At 66.1% G+C, this 16,353-nt stretch carries 18 protein-coding genes; 10 read left to right on the top strand and 8 right to left on the bottom strand.

What is annotated here, in order from left to right; genetic code table 11:
• Window positions 1-44 precede the first annotated feature (44 nt).
• Window positions 45-1,259 (top strand): PE-PPE domain-containing protein, encoded by a 1,215-nt coding sequence (locus ACFXKN_RS06685; protein ID WP_379432591.1) that lies wholly within the window; start codon window positions 45-47, stop codon window positions 1,257-1,259.
• A gap of 29 nt (window positions 1,260-1,288) precedes the next feature.
• Here the strand turns inward: ACFXKN_RS06685 and ACFXKN_RS06690 are convergent, their stop codons facing one another.
• A complete protein-coding gene (locus ACFXKN_RS06690) occupies window positions 1,289-1,675 on the bottom strand; it encodes a winged helix-turn-helix transcriptional regulator (RefSeq protein WP_379432592.1) in 387 nt (128 codons plus the stop codon).
• A gap of 144 nt (window positions 1,676-1,819) precedes the next feature.
• On the opposite strand from ACFXKN_RS06690, the gene ACFXKN_RS06695 reads away from it, so the two are divergent.
• Window positions 1,820-2,488: an SDR family NAD(P)-dependent oxidoreductase gene (locus tag ACFXKN_RS06695; RefSeq protein ID WP_379432593.1), complete on the top strand. Its 669-nt coding sequence runs from the start codon at window positions 1,820-1,822 to the stop codon at window positions 2,486-2,488.
• A gap of 176 nt (window positions 2,489-2,664) precedes the next feature.
• Here ACFXKN_RS06695 and ACFXKN_RS06700 read toward each other — a convergent pair whose 3' ends face one another.
• A complete protein-coding gene (locus ACFXKN_RS06700; protein ID WP_378950670.1) occupies window positions 2,665-3,114 on the bottom strand; it encodes a nitroreductase family deazaflavin-dependent oxidoreductase in 450 nt (149 codons plus the stop codon).
• 36 nt (window positions 3,115-3,150) lie between these two features.
• Entirely contained in the window at window positions 3,151-3,711 is a 561-nt protein-coding gene (locus ACFXKN_RS06705; protein WP_379432594.1) for a TetR/AcrR family transcriptional regulator, read from the bottom strand.
• 88 nt (window positions 3,712-3,799) lie between these two features.
• Here ACFXKN_RS06705 and ACFXKN_RS06710 point away from each other — a divergent pair, with 88 nt between their 5' ends.
• Together ACFXKN_RS06710 and ACFXKN_RS06715 are read left to right on the top strand one after the other, a co-directional pair.
• Window positions 3,800-4,261, top strand: a complete 462-nt coding sequence (locus ACFXKN_RS06710) for a PaaI family thioesterase (protein WP_379432595.1) — start codon at window positions 3,800-3,802, stop codon at window positions 4,259-4,261.
• Between the two features lie 11 nt (window positions 4,262-4,272).
• Window positions 4,273-6,534 carry a molybdopterin-dependent oxidoreductase gene (locus tag ACFXKN_RS06715; RefSeq protein ID WP_379432596.1) on the top strand — a complete coding sequence of 754 codons (2,262 nt, stop codon included), beginning with the start codon at window positions 4,273-4,275 and terminating at the stop codon, window positions 6,532-6,534.
• A gap of 13 nt (window positions 6,535-6,547) precedes the next feature.
• Here the strand turns inward: ACFXKN_RS06715 and ACFXKN_RS06720 are convergent, their stop codons facing one another.
• On the bottom strand, window positions 6,548-7,633 hold the full coding sequence (locus ACFXKN_RS06720) for a fatty acid desaturase family protein (RefSeq protein WP_379432597.1): 1,086 nt from the start codon (window positions 7,631-7,633) through the stop codon (window positions 6,548-6,550).
• 224 nt (window positions 7,634-7,857) lie between these two features.
• Here ACFXKN_RS06720 and ACFXKN_RS06725 point away from each other — a divergent pair, with 224 nt between their 5' ends.
• Window positions 7,858-8,130: a hypothetical protein gene (locus ACFXKN_RS06725; protein ID WP_379432598.1), complete on the top strand. Its 273-nt coding sequence runs from the start codon at window positions 7,858-7,860 to the stop codon at window positions 8,128-8,130.
• Window positions 8,131-8,134: 4 nt separating this feature from the next.
• Here the strand turns inward: ACFXKN_RS06725 and ACFXKN_RS06730 are convergent, their stop codons facing one another.
• The gene (locus ACFXKN_RS06730) at window positions 8,135-8,764 is read right to left on the bottom strand and encodes a hypothetical protein (RefSeq protein WP_379432599.1); all 630 of its coding nucleotides are present in this window, start codon (window positions 8,762-8,764) and stop codon (window positions 8,135-8,137) included.
• Window positions 8,765-9,064: 300 nt separating this feature from the next.
• On the opposite strand from ACFXKN_RS06730, the gene ACFXKN_RS06735 reads away from it, so the two are divergent.
• The 5 genes from ACFXKN_RS06735 to ACFXKN_RS06755 all read left to right on the top strand — a co-directional run bounded on the left by ACFXKN_RS06735 (window position 9,065) and on the right by ACFXKN_RS06755 (window position 13,106).
• On the top strand, window positions 9,065-10,459 hold the full coding sequence (locus ACFXKN_RS06735) for a sensor histidine kinase (RefSeq protein ID WP_379432600.1): 1,395 nt from the start codon (window positions 9,065-9,067) through the stop codon (window positions 10,457-10,459).
• Between the two features lie 26 nt (window positions 10,460-10,485).
• Window positions 10,486-11,127, top strand: a complete 642-nt coding sequence (locus ACFXKN_RS06740) for a LuxR C-terminal-related transcriptional regulator (protein WP_379432650.1) — start codon at window positions 10,486-10,488, stop codon at window positions 11,125-11,127.
• Between the two features lie 70 nt (window positions 11,128-11,197).
• On the top strand, window positions 11,198-11,605 hold the full coding sequence (locus tag ACFXKN_RS06745; RefSeq protein ID WP_379432601.1) for a hypothetical protein: 408 nt from the start codon (window positions 11,198-11,200) through the stop codon (window positions 11,603-11,605).
• 203 nt (window positions 11,606-11,808) lie between these two features.
• Window positions 11,809-12,450, top strand: a complete 642-nt coding sequence (locus ACFXKN_RS06750; RefSeq protein ID WP_379432602.1) for a LysE family translocator — start codon at window positions 11,809-11,811, stop codon at window positions 12,448-12,450.
• Window positions 12,451-12,638: 188 nt separating this feature from the next.
• Entirely contained in the window at window positions 12,639-13,106 is a 468-nt protein-coding gene (locus ACFXKN_RS06755) for an NUDIX hydrolase (RefSeq protein ID WP_379432603.1), read from the top strand.
• Here the strand turns inward: ACFXKN_RS06755 and ACFXKN_RS06760 are convergent.
• From ACFXKN_RS06760 to ACFXKN_RS06770, 3 genes are read right to left on the bottom strand one after another with little or no spacing between them, the layout of a single operon-like run.
• The gene (locus tag ACFXKN_RS06760; protein ID WP_379432604.1) at window positions 13,069-13,536 is read right to left on the bottom strand and encodes an SRPBCC family protein; all 468 of its coding nucleotides are present in this window, start codon (window positions 13,534-13,536) and stop codon (window positions 13,069-13,071) included. The genes ACFXKN_RS06755 and ACFXKN_RS06760 overlap by 38 nt on opposite strands.
• Window positions 13,464-14,162, bottom strand: coding sequence for a TetR/AcrR family transcriptional regulator (locus ACFXKN_RS06765; RefSeq protein WP_379432605.1), 699 nt, complete (start codon window positions 14,160-14,162; stop codon window positions 13,464-13,466). Before ACFXKN_RS06765 ends, ACFXKN_RS06760 begins: the two co-directional genes overlap by 73 nt.
• A 13-nt stretch (window positions 14,163-14,175) precedes the next feature.
• Complete coding sequence (locus ACFXKN_RS06770) at window positions 14,176-16,338, bottom strand: 3-hydroxyacyl-CoA dehydrogenase NAD-binding domain-containing protein (RefSeq protein WP_379432606.1); 2,163 nt, start codon at window positions 16,336-16,338, stop codon at window positions 14,176-14,178.
• Window positions 16,339-16,353 lie beyond the last annotated feature (15 nt).

The raw sequence follows: 16,353 nt of genomic DNA on the forward strand, positions 1-16,353 counted from the left end.
AGAATTGCCTTGACCTCGCACTTTCTCCTATCGAAGGGTAGTCGATGACGCAGGCGTTAGCTTTCGGCACGGCGGCACTGGCCGCGACGACGGCACTGATCGTTCCGGGGACCGGCACCAGCAACCCCGAGATGGCGCACAACTTCGAAAGCAACGCGTATCAGAACTTCATCGCCCCCGGCGCGGAAGGCTGCACCGACAACGACTGTCCCGGCGTCACCTTTGTTCCCATCCCGTACGACGCCGCGCTCTGGCCGCTCATCTCGTCGAAAGGCCCCGAAGCGTCGTCCGCGAAGTGGGACACCTCGGTGGTCGACGGTGTGACGAACCTCGACACGATCGCGACGCGACAAATGAATGCACAGCCGAGCGGCGCCATCGTCATCTTCGGATACTCGCAGGGCGCGACAGTGGCCGGCGCGGAGAAGGCAGCCTTGACCGACCTGTCGCAGCAGGACAAGGACCGGCTGTCGTTTGTGCTCATCGCGAATCCGAACCGCCCCAACGGTGGAATCATCGAACGGCCGGTGCGTTTCGGTGGCGTACCGATCGTCGACATGACCTTCGGGCCGCCCACCCCTACCGACACCGGCATCGAGACGACCGATATCGCGATGCAGTACGACGGCATTTCGGACTTCCCGGCGTACCCACTCAATGTGCTCGCCGACGCGAATGCCCTGATGGGCACCCTCCTGATCCACCCCTCGTATTTGCAGCCCAAGGGCAACGGCGCGGGAAGCGCACCCAAGGCAGGCGCGGCTGTCTACGGATATCCGGGCCGAACCGATTACATCGCGCAACAGCGCTGCGAACTGCATCCCGAGAACTGCCAGAACCACGGGGACACGACCTACATTTCGATACCCAACCCGGAAGGAACGCTGCCGCTGCTGTATCCGCTGCGCGCACTCGGGAAACACACGAACAACGCGGCAGTGACAGAGCCCGCCGCCGCCCTGATCGAGCCGACACTGCGGGTACTGATCGAAACGGGATACGACCGCACGGACTACGCGACGCCAACGCCATTGCAGTTCGACCAACCGCTGAACCCGGAGAAGACCGCCCGCCTACCGGTCGACCTTCCCGTTGCGTTCGAGCAGGGGATCGCCGACGCCGCAGCGGTGATCGAGAACCCGTCCCACCATGCGGACCGGACGCTATCGCTGGAATCAGTACTGGCCAACGCCGACGATCTCCTACCTCCGAACCCGGTAGCTCCCGTCATCCGAGACTTTTTCGCCCCTACTGGCTAGGGGGTGTCCGACAACCCACGGAGTCGTGGTCATGCCTGCTCTTCGACCTGGGCGTCGTAGGCTGCGCGAGCGGCGTCGATGTCATCGACGGTGGTGAAAGCCCAACTGATCAACGGCTGGACGGCTAGACGCAGACTGTGCCCGGTCTCGGTCAGTGCATAGGTGACCTGCGGCGGCACCGTGGGGGTCACTGTGCGCGTGACCAGTCCGTCGCGCGCGAGGCGACGCAGGGTCACGGTGAGCATGCGCTGGCTGATCCCGACTACCACCCGCCGGGCCTGACTGAACCGCAACGGGCCTTGCCCTAAAGCGGCCACGACGTACAGCGACCACTTGTCCGAGACCAAGTCCAGGACCTCGCGAGCCCTGGCCGCGCCCTGGCCGCAGATCGGGTCGAGTTCGTCGTTGACCTGCATGGTTACCTCCGGAGAACCACGGCACCCGAAAGTGCCTACTTGACCATCAGGATGTGGTTATCCAAAGTTACCAAGGAATCACTAGTAACTGTCGGTTTCAGTCCCGTCCAGGGAAGATGCCGTCTTTCTCGAGGAGTTCTCTTCATGCCTACTATCGCTGTCGTCGGCGCCGGGCCCGGCATGGGCCTGGCCGTCGCCCGCACCTTCGGCTCCCACGGATTCGACGTAGCCCTGCTTTCCCGCAGCCAGGCCAACCTCGACACTCGGGTCGCGACTCTGGCCGCTGAAGGCATCACCGCCAGCGGCTTTGCGGCCGACGTCCTGGATACCGATTCTTTGACCGGCGCCATCGAGGCCGCGGCGGAGCACTTCGGCGGGATCGACGTGCTCGAGTATTCCCCGGGCGGACCCGAGCCGAAGTTCGTCACGCCCAGCAGGCTCACCGCCGCGGATGTGGAGCTGCAGATGCGGTACCTGGTCTACGGCGCGATCGCCGCCACTGGCGTGGTCGTGCCCGCGATGCGGCAAGCAGGTACCGGCACACTGCTGTTCACCACAGGCGCCGGGTCGGTGGATCCCACCCCGATGCTCGGTGACATCAACACCGCCGGTGCGGCCCTGCGCTCGTGGGTGCTGAACTTGCACAAGGAGCTCGAGCCCGAGGGCATTCAGGCCGCGCATGTAGCGATCGGGGCATGGATCGGCGACCGTGCTCCGGAGGGCACGCCCAGCGCCTCTGCCGACCAGATCTCGCCGCTGTACTGGGACCTGCATGTCCAGCGCGACCAGGCCGAGAAGATCTTCACCCCCTGACCCTGCATGACCCGAACCGGCGCATCCCGTCCTGGATGAAGGAATTGCTTTGTGAACGTTGCCTTGTGGATCGTGGCCGTGATCATGGCCCTGGCCAACTGACCACCTGATCGGTGGCCGCGCCTTGCCGAGTGGGACATGCCCTAGGCCCGCTCCTTGATCTGTCTCAGCGCCGATCAGTTGTCGCTGAAAGTGATTCGGACGGAGATCGGTGCACTCTGCAGCGCCCGGAAGGTGGCGGCGGTCAATCCGGCGAAAGCGGGATGCGACGCGAAGGTACGCGCACGAGCGTCGACATCGTCGTCAGGCACCAACTGCGCGGTACCGGTGCGCCAGCGGCCGGCTTGCCGAATTCGCACCTGCGGGTCGGCAGTGATGTTGGCGGTCCACCCGGAGCGGGTGCCGTGCTGGGAGATCACCCAGGCGCCGGACTCGTCGAAGGCCGCGGCGATCGGGACCAGGCGAAGTGCACCGCTCTTTCGCCCGGTCGTTTCCAGTTCGGTAGCGAGCGCGGTGTCGATCCCGACGCGGCGCAGCGCACGCACGGTGGGGTTGGCGATGTAGCGTCCCACGCCACGCTCGAAAAGAAACTTGCGCCGGGCGCGCTGGTCGATCTGCTCGGTCATCGTTGTAGGCCTCTCTGATCTAGGTGCGGAGAACTTTCAGAGTTCGAGAAGTTTGACGAGGTTGGTGCCCGCGTCATCGAGCGGCTGAAGAGATTTCGCGCTCCGACATTGGATGATCGCGCCTTCGATCGTGCTGACGATGACGCTGCTGATCGACGCGGCCGCGGCAGGGTCCGTGCCGGTCGATATCAGGTAATCAGCCAGTCGACGGGTCCAGTCGGCGAAAACAGTGGCCGACGCCGCTTGCACGGTCGGCGAGTCGCTGCGCGCGGCGGCCACGATCGGGCAGCCGGCGGTGAACGACGAAGTCTCGAGTACCCGCTTCCAGACTCCCACGAGTCCGACAACGACTTCCGCCGGTGACGACGATTCGGTGACCAGCGCCTCGATCGTCGCACCGAGCTGCTGCCCCGCGTGGAGAGTGGCCTGCTCCATGAGTTCGCTCTTGCCGCCGGGGAAGTGCAGATATATCGAGCCTCGGGCGGTCTTGCTGTGCGCGAGCAGGTCGGTCAGTCCGGTCGCCGCGACGCCATGTTCACGCATCATGAGAATCGCGCTGCGGATGAGACGTTCTCGTGGCCCCGCCACTGTGTTCATCGGCAACCCTTCGCCATAGACCGATCAGTTCATCATACGGTATCGTCACCGAGGATAGAACGATCGGTCTATCGAGTGAGAGGGCAAGATGACAACCGCGACGCACAACCCCGAAACACCGGATTTCGCCACCATGAGCGGCCTCGAACTGCTGCGAGCGGCGAGCACGATGCCCGATCGAGCCGGAATCGGCACGCTGCTCGGGATGCAGGTCGAGGAACTGGAATTCGGCCGGGTGTCGTTCAGTCTCGTCACGCGTCCCGATTTCGCGAACCCGCTCGGCACCACCCACGGCGGTATCTGCGCGACCTTGCTGGACTCGGTGATGGGTTGCGCGGTGCAGACCGCGCTGGACGCGGGAGTCGGATACGGCACGTTGGAGCTGAAGGTCAACTACATCCGATCGGTCCCGATCGACGGCCGCCGCCTCATCGGCACCGGCACGACGCTACATGTCGGCCGCACCACCGCGACAGCCGAAGGCAAGGTGTTCGACGAGGCAGGCAAACTCGTCGCCCACGCCACCACCACCTGCATCATTCATCGCTGACGGGTGAGTCGATGCCGGTCGAGGAGGCTCCCGTGACAAGCGCCAGCGAGGAATGGCAGGCCAGCGCCTGCATTCTGTGCGAGAACAACTGCGGAATCACCGTCAAGGTCGAAGGACGGCGATTCGCGAAAATCCGTGGCGACAAGGCCCATCCCGCGTCCGCCGGGTACACCTGCAACAAGGCGTTGCGGCTGGACCATTATCAGAACGGCGGCGCCCGGATCACCTCGCCGCTGCGGCGGGAGCACGACGGCACCTACACCGAGATCAGCTGGGATGTCGCGATCACCGAGATCGCCGACCGACTGCGCGCGGTGCGCGACACCCACGGTGGGGAATCGATCTTCTTCTATGGTGGCGGCGGGCAAGGCAACCACCTGGGCGGCGCGTACAGCGGCGCGTTGCTGCGGGCCATCGGCGGGCGTTATCGCTCCAACGCGCTCGCCCAGGAAAAGCTCGGCGAGGCATGGGTCGATGCCCATCTCACCGGCGGACACACACACGGCGACTTCGAACACGCGCAGGTCAGCGTATTCGTCGGCAAGAATCCGTGGCAGTCGCACGGCGTTCCGCGCGCCCGCACCGTACTCCAGAACATCGCCAAGGATCCCGCGCGCACCATGATCGTGCTCGACCCGGTGCGCACCGAAACCGCCGACCTCGCCGATATCCATCTGCAGATCAAACCGGGCACCGACGCCTGGTGTCTGGCCGCGATCCTCGGTGAGATCGTTCAGCAAGATCTGATCGACCACGAGTTCCTGACCGCGCACACGACCGAGGCCGAGCCGGTGCTCGCCGCCCTGCGCGCCGTCGACGTCGACGCGTATGCCCACCTGAGCGGCGTCGATCCCGCATCCGTCCGCAGAGCCGCGCAGTTGATCGGGACCGCCGAGAGCGTGTCGACCTACGAGGACCTGGGTGTGCAGCAGAGTCCGAACAGCACCCTGGTGTCGTACCTGAACAAACTGACCTGGTTGCTCACCGGGAACTTCGCCGCACGCGGCACCATGCAGATGCACTCGTGGTTGGCGCCACTGATCAACTATTCGCTGAAGACGAAGACCACGCCGGTGACAGCAGCGCCGATGCTCGGCGGCATCGTGCCCTGCAATGTCATCGCCGAGGAGATTCTCACCGACCATCCGAAGCGGTTCCGCGCGATGATCGTCGAGTCGTCGAATCCCGCGCATTCCCTGGCGGATTCGCAGCGCTTCCGTGCGGCGTTCGACTCTCTCGAACTGAGCGTTGTCATCGATGTCGCGATGACCGAGACCGCTCGTCGCGCCCATTATGTTCTTCCGGCTGCGAGCCAGTTCGAGAAGTGGGAAGCGACCTTCTTCAACCTCGAGTTTCCGGTCAATACCTTCCAGCTTCGTGCCCCGCTGCTCGAGCCACTGCCCGGTACGCTGGCCGAACCGGAAATCTACGCCCGCATCATCCGTGAGCTCGGCGTCGCCAGCCCGCTGTCGTTGTCGGTATTGAGGGGCGCCCTGCGCCTCGGCGGCAAAGCCTATGGGCTGGCTTTCCTGGCGTTGCTCAAACTGGACCGGAAGGCAGCAGGCCTGGCCCCCTACCTGCTCTACGAAACGCTCGGCCCGACTTTGCCCGGCGGGGCACGCGCAGCAGCGGTGCTGTGGGCACTGGCGCACGGCGTCGCGCGTCGGCACCCACAATCGATGCGCCGCGCCGGGCACGCGGACCCCGAAGCGCTGTTCACCGCGATGCTCTCCGAGCGATCCGGCGTCCATATCACCGTCGACGAACTCGACAGCGGCAGCTGGACCTACGTCCCCGAAGACAATCGGCCGATCCGCCTGTCCATCACAGCGTTGCTCGAATCCCTGCGCGGTCTCGACCGGATGGAATGGGCGCACACCAGCGGCGAATATCCTTTCGTGCTCTCCGCGGGCGAGCGCCGCGCGTTCACCGCGAACACGATCTTCCGTGACGACAGCTGGCGGCGCCGCGACGCCGCCGGAGCGTTGCGTATCAGCCCCGCCGATGCCGAGCGCCTCGGATTGGCCGACGGCGGGCGAGCACTGATCACCACCAACCGCGGCTCCGCTACCGCGACAGTCGAACTCAACGACCGAATGCAGGACGGCCATATCTCCCTGCCCAACGGTTTCGGGCTCGATCTCCCCGGAAGTGACCAGCGCACCGGCGTAGCGCCCAACGACCTCACCGACCTGCGACGCCGCGATCAGTTCTCCGCCACCCCCTGGCACAAACACGTCCCCGCCCGGGTCGAACCCGTTCCGCACACGTAGCCAGGGGCCGCATTCAACGATTACGTTGCGGCACTTCGGCATCCGAGTGCTGATCGGGTCGGCGCAATGGGGCGCCGACGTGGTGCAGGTGGGTCAGGGCCTCGCGGTACGAGGCGATCAGCCCGGTTTCGTGGTACGGCACGCCGATTTCGGCGCAGTAGTCGCGGACGATCATCTGGGCGTGGCGCAGGTTCGGTGTCGGCATGCTCGGGAACAGGTGGTGCTCGATCTGATAGTTGAGTCCGCCGAGGGCGAGGTCGGTCAACGGTCCGCCGCGCACATTGCGGGAGGTGAGGACCTGGCGACGGAGGTAGTCGGGGCGGTCGTCGCCGGTCAAGGTCGGCATGCCCTTGTGGTTCGGGGCGAAGATGCAGCCCATGTACAGGCCGAAAAGACCCTGGTGAACAGCGAGGAACACGAGCACTTTGTCGGCGGGCAGAACCGCGAACAGCGCGGTCAGGTAGAGGGCGAAGTGCCCGAACAGCAGCGCACCTTCCCATCCACGGTGTTTGACCGAGCGGTTCCTGAGCGCGCGGACACCGGCCACATGGAGGTTCAGGCCTTCCAACAGCAGCAGCGGGAAGAACAAGTACGCCTGCGCCCGCCCGATGAGACGGGCCAGACCGTGGCTGGACCGTGCCTGCTGCTGCGACCAGACCAGGATGTCGGGCGCGACATCGGGGTCGAGTTCCTCGTGGTTCGGGTTGGCGTGGTGACGGGTGTGCTTGTCCTGCCACCAGCCGTAGCCGAGGCCGATGCCCGCGTTCCCGGCGATTCGTCCCACGAGCTCCGTCGGCTGTCGTAACCGGAAGACCTGGCGGTGCGCGACATCGTGCATCACGAGTGCGACCTGCGCGAACGTCACGGCCATGAACGCCGCGACCAGCAGTGTCCACCACGAATCGCCGATGAGGACGAACGCCGCCCAGCCGCCCACGAACGCGATCCCGACGAGGCTGAGCCGCACGGCGTAGTAGACGGGACGTCGGCCCATCAGCCCCGCGTCGGAGATTCGACGCAACAGGCGGGCGTAATCGCCGTCGGCGCCGCGCCGCGGTGACCGTGGAGATGGCCCTGGGACCAGAGCAGATGTCGTCATGACCCGAAGCTAACGGCCGGATTCTCGTCGGCCGTAATCCCTTGGTATGAGATGGAATCGGACTGCGGGGTGATTTCTGATCTCCAGCGAGGACCCGCACAGCACCGGCACTCGAGTTCACGTGCGCGAATCCGAGGGTTCGACCGTAACGATCGTGGGTAAAAAGATCTCGATGCTGTTCGCGAATCCGGCGGACAACAACGTCCTAGCAGACGTTTCACAGTGTGGAGAACAGGTTGCTGAAACTGATCGAGCTCATACGCAGACCGGCGCAGTCGACGATCCCGACCGCGCCACCCACTGCGGCCGGGTCGCTGCGGGCAGGCGACATCGTGCTCACCGCCAAGCGCAGCTACCGGGTGGTCAGCACGAGCTTCGCCGACGACGCGCGCCGCGCCGGTCGTGTCGTCGCCGACACGGTCGACCTCGTCAGCGGCAGGCTGCGCGTGCTCGACTTCCCCAGCGCCGAAACGATGGTCACCGTCAAAACGGCATAGTCCGTCAGACGGGCCGATGCCGGATGTCGGTGGGGCGATGCAGGCGGCGGGTCGCTGAACGCTTGCCGTCAGCGGGAACCACCTCCTCCTCGACCACCCGGCGCTGATCGGTGCCGACGACACGCGTGCGTTCGACGAAGGCGATGTCCCTGGCACTGCGCACCGACAGCCGCCCCAGCGAGCTCGCGGCGAAGAACAGGATCAGCGCGCCGAGCCCGTAGAAGAATGTGAGCTGCAGCAGCGCACGCTTCAGATCCGAGGTGGCGACCGGCTCACCGATGTCGCCGAGTCGCAGCAGCGCGGCCAGGAACGGCCCGATCACGAACCACACACCCGCTGCCACCGCCAGCCAGCCGCCGAAACTGGCGACCACCCGGTTCCGGCTCATCAGCATGAGCAACCCACCGATGATCGCGACCACGCCCGGCAGCACCTGGAGCCAGCCGCGAGCCGCCGTCCACACCCAGGCCTCGTCGGGGGTGTACGCGAAATCGAAATACGGACCGATGAACGGGATGAGTGCGCCCCAGATCCCGAGGAGCAGCACCACCAGCCCGCCCAGCGCGCCCCTGCTACGCGGAATACGCATCCGTCCGCCCGCCCCGGTCGAGACTTTCTCCTCGAAATCCACCATGACGCCTCCGATCATCGAGAACAGAAGTAGGTAGCGCTTACCCCTGCCGCTACCGAATACGCACCGGATTCGAAATCACCCGATGCGTAACTCAGCGTCGTCCGATCTCGGTTTCGTCGAAGAATCTCGAGATCTGCTCGATGACGGGGAGTGTCGATCCTCGCTGGACCCGCATTAATACACGGGCGCGAAAGATCCGGTCAGCCGTTCGATCACCCTCGAGCCGGTGTAGCTCGCCACACCATCGACTCGGTGGACAGCTCGATCGAATTTCCGCGCCGCGACGACAACCATGGAGTCATGACCGAGACACCAGTCGAGCCGACCTTCGTGGTCGACATAGCCGGCGAACCGACCGCGCACGATGAACCGAGTCGCCCGTCGCCGCGCCGGACCGGCCCGCTCGCCGCGGTGCTGCGCGCGCCGATCGAGGCCAGGACCTGGAAGGAGCTCGCCTACCTGGTCCTGTCGTTCGTACTCGGCTGCGTTGCCGTGTGCTACCTGTTCTTCGGGTTCGGCGGGGGGCTGTACGCATCGATCCTCCTCATCGGTATTCCGTTGCTCGCGGCAGTTCTGCTCGGCGGACGGATGTGGGGCCGGATCTATCGGTTCCTCGGCCGTGAACTGCTCGGCGCCCAGGTGGAATCGCCACCGGAATTCATCAGGGCGAGCGGCTTGTTCGGCTTCCTGAAGAGCGCGTTCACCGATCGGCCGAGCTGGCGGGCCGTGCTGTTCCTGATCGCGCAGTCCGTGCTCGGCGTGGCGGTCGGCTACGTCGTGCTCGTGGTGATCGCGATGGTCGGGTTCACGGCGATCTCGCCCATCCCGTGGGTGCTCTTCGATCCGATCCAGGTGGACGACAATGGCGTCGAGCACCACAGTCTCGCCCAGTTCGGTTCGTTCTACATCGACACTTGGCCGCGGGCGCTCGCGCTGTCCGGTATCGGTCTCGTGCTGTGTTTCGCGCTGCCGTGGCTGGTCCGGAGCGTCTGCTGGCTGCATCGGATGCTGATCGTCCACCTGCTGGCGGCGACACCGCGCGACCGGCAACTGGCGGAACTGCGGGCCAGCAGACGGGCCGCGGTGGACGATGCGACCGCCACCCTGCGCCGGGTCGAGCGCGACCTGCACGACGGCACGCAGGCGCGGCTGGTCACCATCGCCATGGCGCTGGGCAGGGCCGAAGAACGCCTGGCCGCGGGCGGCGACGCCCGCGACCTCATCGCCGAGGCGCGCGCCAACTCCAAAGAGGCGCTGACCGAACTGCGCGAACTGGTACGCGGCATCCATCCACCCGCGCTCGAGCTCGGCCTCGGCCCGGCGCTCGAGACGCTCACCGCCCGCTGCGCGGTGCCGGTCGACCTCCGTGTGCACATCCCCCAGCGGCCGCGCCCGGCCATCGAGGCGATCGCCTACTTCTCCGTCGCCGAGCTACTCACCAATGTGGTCAAACACGCGCACGCGAACCGGGCCACGGTGTCGGTGCTGCCCGACAGCGTGCGATCCATCGCGGTCACCGTGTGGGACAACGGAATCGGCGGCGCGCCCCGGCCCGGCACCCACACCATGACCGGCAGCGGGTTGGCCGGGCTCGCCGCCCGTGCTCTCGCCGTCGACGGCACACTCACCGTCGACAGCCCCGCCGGCGGGCCTACCGTGGTGACCATGATCCTGCCGAACGAGGGCCCGCAGTGACCGGGGGCGGTGCACCGCACAGACCTCTGCGAGTGGTGATCGCCGAGGACAGCGCCATCCTCCGCGACGGGCTGGCCGGGCTGCTCACCGAACGCGGCCACGAGGTGGTGGCGATGGTCGGCGACGCGACATCGCTGAGCGAGGTGGTCGGCGTCCACCAACCCGATGTCGCGGTGGTGGATGTGCGGATGCCGCCCAGCTTCACCGACGAGGGCCTGCTGGCCGCCATCGAACTGCGCAGGAAGTATCCGAGCACCGGCGTGCTCGTGTTCTCACAATGGATCGAAACCCGGTACGCGACAGAACTTCTCGCTGCCGGAGCGAGCGGCGTCGGCTACCTCCTCAAAGACCGTGTCGCCGACGTCGGCGACTTCGTCGACGCCCTACACCGGGTCGCCACCGGTGGCACCGCACTCGACCCCGAGGTGGTGAGCCAACTGATGGGTGCGTCCCGGCAACAGGATTCACTCACCCGCCTCACCCCGCGCGAACGAGAGGTGCTCGAACTGATGGCACAGGGACTCACCAACAACGCCATCGCGACCTCACTCACCGTCACCGAGCGCGCCGTCGAAAAACACATCGGCAACATCTTCACCAAACTCGATCTGCCACCGTCGGATACGCGCCACCGCAGGGTGCTGGCGGTGCTGCGGCTCAAAGGGTGACCCGCAGAACACATTCCCCGCATCAGCGCGGCCTCACTGGCATACGCTCCTCATCAGGGAGGAACCAACCATGGCCAGCCGCAAACGCACCGTCATCGCTTCCGAAGTCCAGGATGTTCTCAACTACTTCGGCAGATGCCCGATCTGCGACTATCCGGCTCAGGCATGGCACCTCACCGCCCAGTTCGACGACGGCGTAGTCGAGTGCCAGACCATCGCCGCCTGCGGCGGCTGGTGCGGATGGAAAGGCCCTGTGAGCCCGACCACCATGACCGGCGAAACCGCAGTATTGACCCACGAAAGCGGATGCTCAACGCCCCCGCGGCGACAACAACCTCCGGCTCGCCCGATGAAGGCGCTCCTCGATTCAGGGGCAGGCAGCATCGCGTCCCTCGACGTGGAGGTCCTGTCACCTGAACCGGGTTCGATGGACTTCGCGATGCTCTCGGATCCGACTGCGCCCACCAACTCGGCCTGACCACCAGCGGCACCAACGTCCACGCGTAGCGCGCAAAAGAAGTGGCGAGACAAGGACATCGTTGATAGAGAAGGAGCCATGGCCGACTACGTGGACTCTGTGATGCCCGGACTATGCCTGGACCACCAGGCAGAGGCCCGCGGACGAATGCGCGAATACGGAGAAGAACGCGGAATCACCATCGGCGGGTAGGAGAGGCCACCATGACAGCCCCGACTCTGGCGGCATTCGCCGGACTCTGCCTGCTACTTGCCATCACCCCGGGACCAGACACTTTTCTTGTGCTGCGCTACTCCTTTTCCGGTGCGCGCCTAGGTGTCGCCGCCGCAGCGGGGTCCGGTCTCGGATCGTTGGCGTGGGCCGGTGCGGTCGCTGTGGGACTCGCGGCGCTGCTCACCGCGTATCCGACCGCGTTGCTGGCGCTGAAGATCATCGGCGGCATTTACCTGATCTACTTGGGAATCAGCGGATTCATACACCGCAACACGATCATGCCTGTCGATGCAGAACCGGATGTTGCTGCCTCCGAACAGAAGTCAGGGCCCGCAACGACAACAGCGTTTCGTGATGGCGTCGTCTCCTGTCTACTGAACCCGAAAGTCGGCCTGTTCTTCCTCGCCGTCGTTCCCCAGTTCGCGCCCGTCGGGTCCTCGGCGGTGAGCGTGACGATGGTTCTGGGCGCGATCGATGGAGTCGTCGCGTTCGTTTGGCTGCTCTTGGTCTCTGTCGTCGCGGCCCGCGCTGTGCAATGGCTACGTCGGCCCCGGGTCGGGCAAACACTGACGAAGTTGAGTTCGGCAGCGTTGGCCGCCATGGGTGTAGCCACACTGACCGTGCGGACATGAACGGTGGACCCCGGTATATCGGTGCCGGGACGGCACGACATCAGGTGGCGGGATCGGCCGCCCGGACAGCGCACGATCTTCGGCTAGGAGGACGGCATCCTCGACACGGGCGTGGCGCGACCTCGTCACCGACCGCACGGACCTCGTCGTCGCCGAGCAACCCCGATGGCGGGATTACAGTTCAGTGGATGAGTTTCAGAATCGCGGCCTACGCCGTCTGCCTCGAACAGGGGCGGGTGCTGCTCACTCGTCACGTGGCGGCAAGCGGCGAAACCACCTGGACACTTCCAGGCGGTGGGGTAGAGCATGCGGAGGATCCCTTCGATGCGGTGACCCGGGAGCTCGCCGAGGAGACCGGCTATCTCGGGGTTGTCGAACGCCTGCTGGGCGTGGATTCGAGGGTGATTTCCGCAGCCGTTGCCCATGCGGGAGTGGAGCATCAGAACGTTGGAATCTTCTACCGCGTCCGAGTCACCGGTGGTCGGCTCCGGGCCGAACTGAACGGGGCAACTGTCGAGCCGACCTGGACTCCGATCGGCGAGGTGGCTTCTCTGCGCCGATCATCGCTTGTCGATAACGGCCTGGCTCTGGCACAGACCCTTCCGGCAACCGGTCACGTCACGACCACTCCCGTCGGCGGTTTGATCCAGCATTGAACACCGACGGCACGGCCTCGAGCCCATCGAGCGGTACAACGACCATGGTGGCGGCCAGGTCGTTGATCACAGCGCAGCGGTCGGTGTCACGCTCCCCAGGTCGGCGCCGTCGCGGCGACATGGCCGACGATGCCCTTGGCGATGGAGCGGTGACCCGGTCGGTCACCGCGCTCGTCGAACGCAACAGCAGTTGCAGGGCGGGCTTGCCCTCTACGGCGAAGGTCCATGTCAGCCGGGTTCCCGTGGCGGTCGGTGCCAGTTCGATGTCCTCGGCGAAGCGGCGGAGTCCGGCGATCGAGGCGGCGTCGACGGTAAAGGTCATGCGCCGCTGGTCATCCCAGCGGTAGAAACGTTCGGTCAGCGCGGCGATGCGTCCGGGGGTCGGTGTACTTCCTGTTGTCGATCCACTGTCGATAATCCGTTCCAGCACAGGGCGGACGCGGTATCGACCGCGTCCTTCTTCGGGATCGGCCGCCCGGCCTCCAGCCAGTGGCCTGCCGCGAGGCGGCTGAGGCCGACCAGTCCCCAGGCGTGGATGTCGGCCCTGGTCGCGTCCACGCCCGCCGCCCTCAGTTCAACACTCACCAGGACGGCGCACTCGCGCATCGCGTTGCGCACCCGCCATTCGACGCACGGTTCGCTGGGCACCGCCGATTCGAACACCAGCAGATACCCGCCGAGGTCGTGTTCGACGAAGTCGAAATAGGCCTGCACGGCGCCACGGACCCGGCCGCGCGGCTCGGTGTCCGCTGCGAGGGCGGCCCGGACACCGTCGACCATCCGGTCCAGATGAAGTTGCAGCACAACGAGATACAGGTCCAGCTTGCTCGCGAAGTGCGCGTAGAGCACCGGTTTGCTGATCCCGGACCGTGCGCAGATCTCGTCCATCCTGGCACCGTGATACCCGTTGGCGACGAAGACCGCTTGCGCGGCGACCAGCATCGTCTGCCGCCGGTGGGCCCGCGCGACGGGCCCACGAAGGTCGGCGGCAGAGGTGGCCGATCCCCCGGCACCCGGGGTCACCGGGTGCCGGGTGTCGCCGCGCATCGTCGTCATCGAAGACCGGTACTCAACCGAGTGTTGCGCCGGCCGCGGCCTTGGTGCGCAACGACTCCGGAACGTCGAAGCGTTCGCCATAAGCCGCGCGTAGCTGGTCTGCCCGCGCGACGAATCCGGCGAGGCCGCCCTCGTACTGGTTGATGTACTGGATGACACCACCGGTCCAGGCGGGGAATCCGATGCCGAAGATCGATCCGATGTTCGCGTCCGGCACAGTGCGGAGCACACCCTCGTCGAAACACCGCACGGTGTCGAGGGATTCGGCGAACAGCATCCGTTCCTGCATGTCGATGAACGGGATGCCGTGCTCGCGGGTGTACTTCTCGGCCAGTCCCGGCCACAGGCCGAGCTTCTTGCCGTCGGCGTCGTAGTCGTAGAAGCCGCGGCCTTCGAGCCTGCCCGGCCGGTCGAAGTCGTCGACCATCGCGTCGACGAGCGGGTAAGCCTTCGAATCGGTCCAGTCGCGGCCCTCGGCGAGCAGGTTCTCCTTCAGGCTGCGCCGGATCTTCTGGGCCAGTTTCATATTGATCTCGTCGGCCAGCGCGAGCGCGCCGACCGGGTAGCCCGCCTGAGTCGCCGCCTGCTCGACGCTGGCGGGGTGCACACCCTCGGCGACCAGCGCGATGGCCTCGTCCATGAACTGGCCGATGACCCGGCTGGTGAAGAAGCCGCGACTGTCGTTGACCACGATCGGGGTCTTCTTGATGGCGAGGGTGTAATCGATGGCGCGAGCGATCGCTTCGTCGCTGGTCTGGTCGCCGACGATGATCTCGACCAGCGGCATCTTGTCCACCGGCGAGAAGAAGTGCAGGCCGATGAAGTCCGCGGGCCGCGCCACGCCGGTGGCGAGGTCGGTGATCGGCAGGGTGGAGGTGTTGGAGCCGAGCAGGGCATCCGGGTTCACCAGCGCCTCGATCTCGCCGAACACCTTCTTCTTCAGGCCCGGGTCCTCGAACACCGCCTCGACGACGAAGTCGCAGCCCGCGGCGTCGGCCGGATCGGCACTCGGGTGGATGCGGCCGAGGATCTCGTCGTACTTGTCCTGGGTGAGCGCGCCCTTGCGCAGCGCCTTGTCGAGCAGCTTGCGCGCGTAACCTTTACCGCGCTCGGCCGCCTCGATGGTGACGTCCTTCAGCACGACCTGCATGCCGGCGCGGGCCTGCACATAGGCGATGCCCGCGCCCATCATGCCCGCGCCGAGCACGAGGACCTTCTCCGGCGTGCGCACGGGGAAGCCTTCGGGGCGGCTCCCGCCCTTGTTGATCGTCCCCAGATCGAAGAACAGGGACTTGATCATGTTGGTCGAGACCTGGCCGCAGATCAGGTTGGTGCAGTAGCGGGTCTCGATGGCGAAGGCGGTGTCGATGTCGACCTGCGCGCCCTCGACCGCCGTCGCCAGCACCGCGATCGGTGCGGGCATCGGCGCGCCCTTGAGCTGCTTGCGCACATTCGCCGGGAACGCGGGCAGGTTGGCCGCCAGCGCCGGGCTCGACGGGAGGCCGCCGGGGATCTTGTAGCCCTTCACATCCCACGGCTGGGCCGCCTCGGGATTGGCCGCGATCCAGGCGCGGGCCTGCGCGAACATCTCCTCGCGGGTGGCGGCGACCTCACCGATGATCCCGACCTGCAACGCCTTGGCCGGCTTCATCCGCTGGCCCTGCCCGACGACATTGAGCACGGCGTTGGTGATGCCGAGCAGCCGCACGGTTCGGGTGACGCCGCCCGCGCCGGGCAGCAGCCCGAAGGTGACCTCCGGCAGGCCGAGCAGGCTACCCTTGGCGTCGAGCGCGATCCGGTGGTGGGCGGCGAGCGCGACCTCGAAGCCGCCGCCGAGCGCGGTGCCGTTGATCGCGGCGACCACCGGCTTGCCCAGCGTCTCGAGGCGACGGAACGCGGCCTTGTAGGTGTCGAGACCGAGGGCGATGTCCGGCGCGGTCTCGGGTGTCGCGTTCATCAGCAGGTTCAGGTCGCCACCGGCGAAGAACGTGTCCTTGCCCGAGGTGAGGATGACGCCGTCGAAGGTGTCCTTCTCCGCCTCGAGCCGGTCGACGGTCGCGGTGAGGTCGCGCGCGAACGGCTCGGTCATGGTGTTCGTCGACTGGTTCGGGTCGTCGATGGTGAGCACGAGCACCCGGTCGATGCCCAGCTCCCAGGCAATCATGTTCTCGCTCATGGTCTTTCCTCTGTA

Origin of the sequence: Nocardia sp. NPDC059195, from assembly GCF_042754695.1 — a bacterium.
Classification (GTDB): Bacteria; Actinomycetota; Actinomycetes; order Mycobacteriales; family Mycobacteriaceae; genus Nocardia.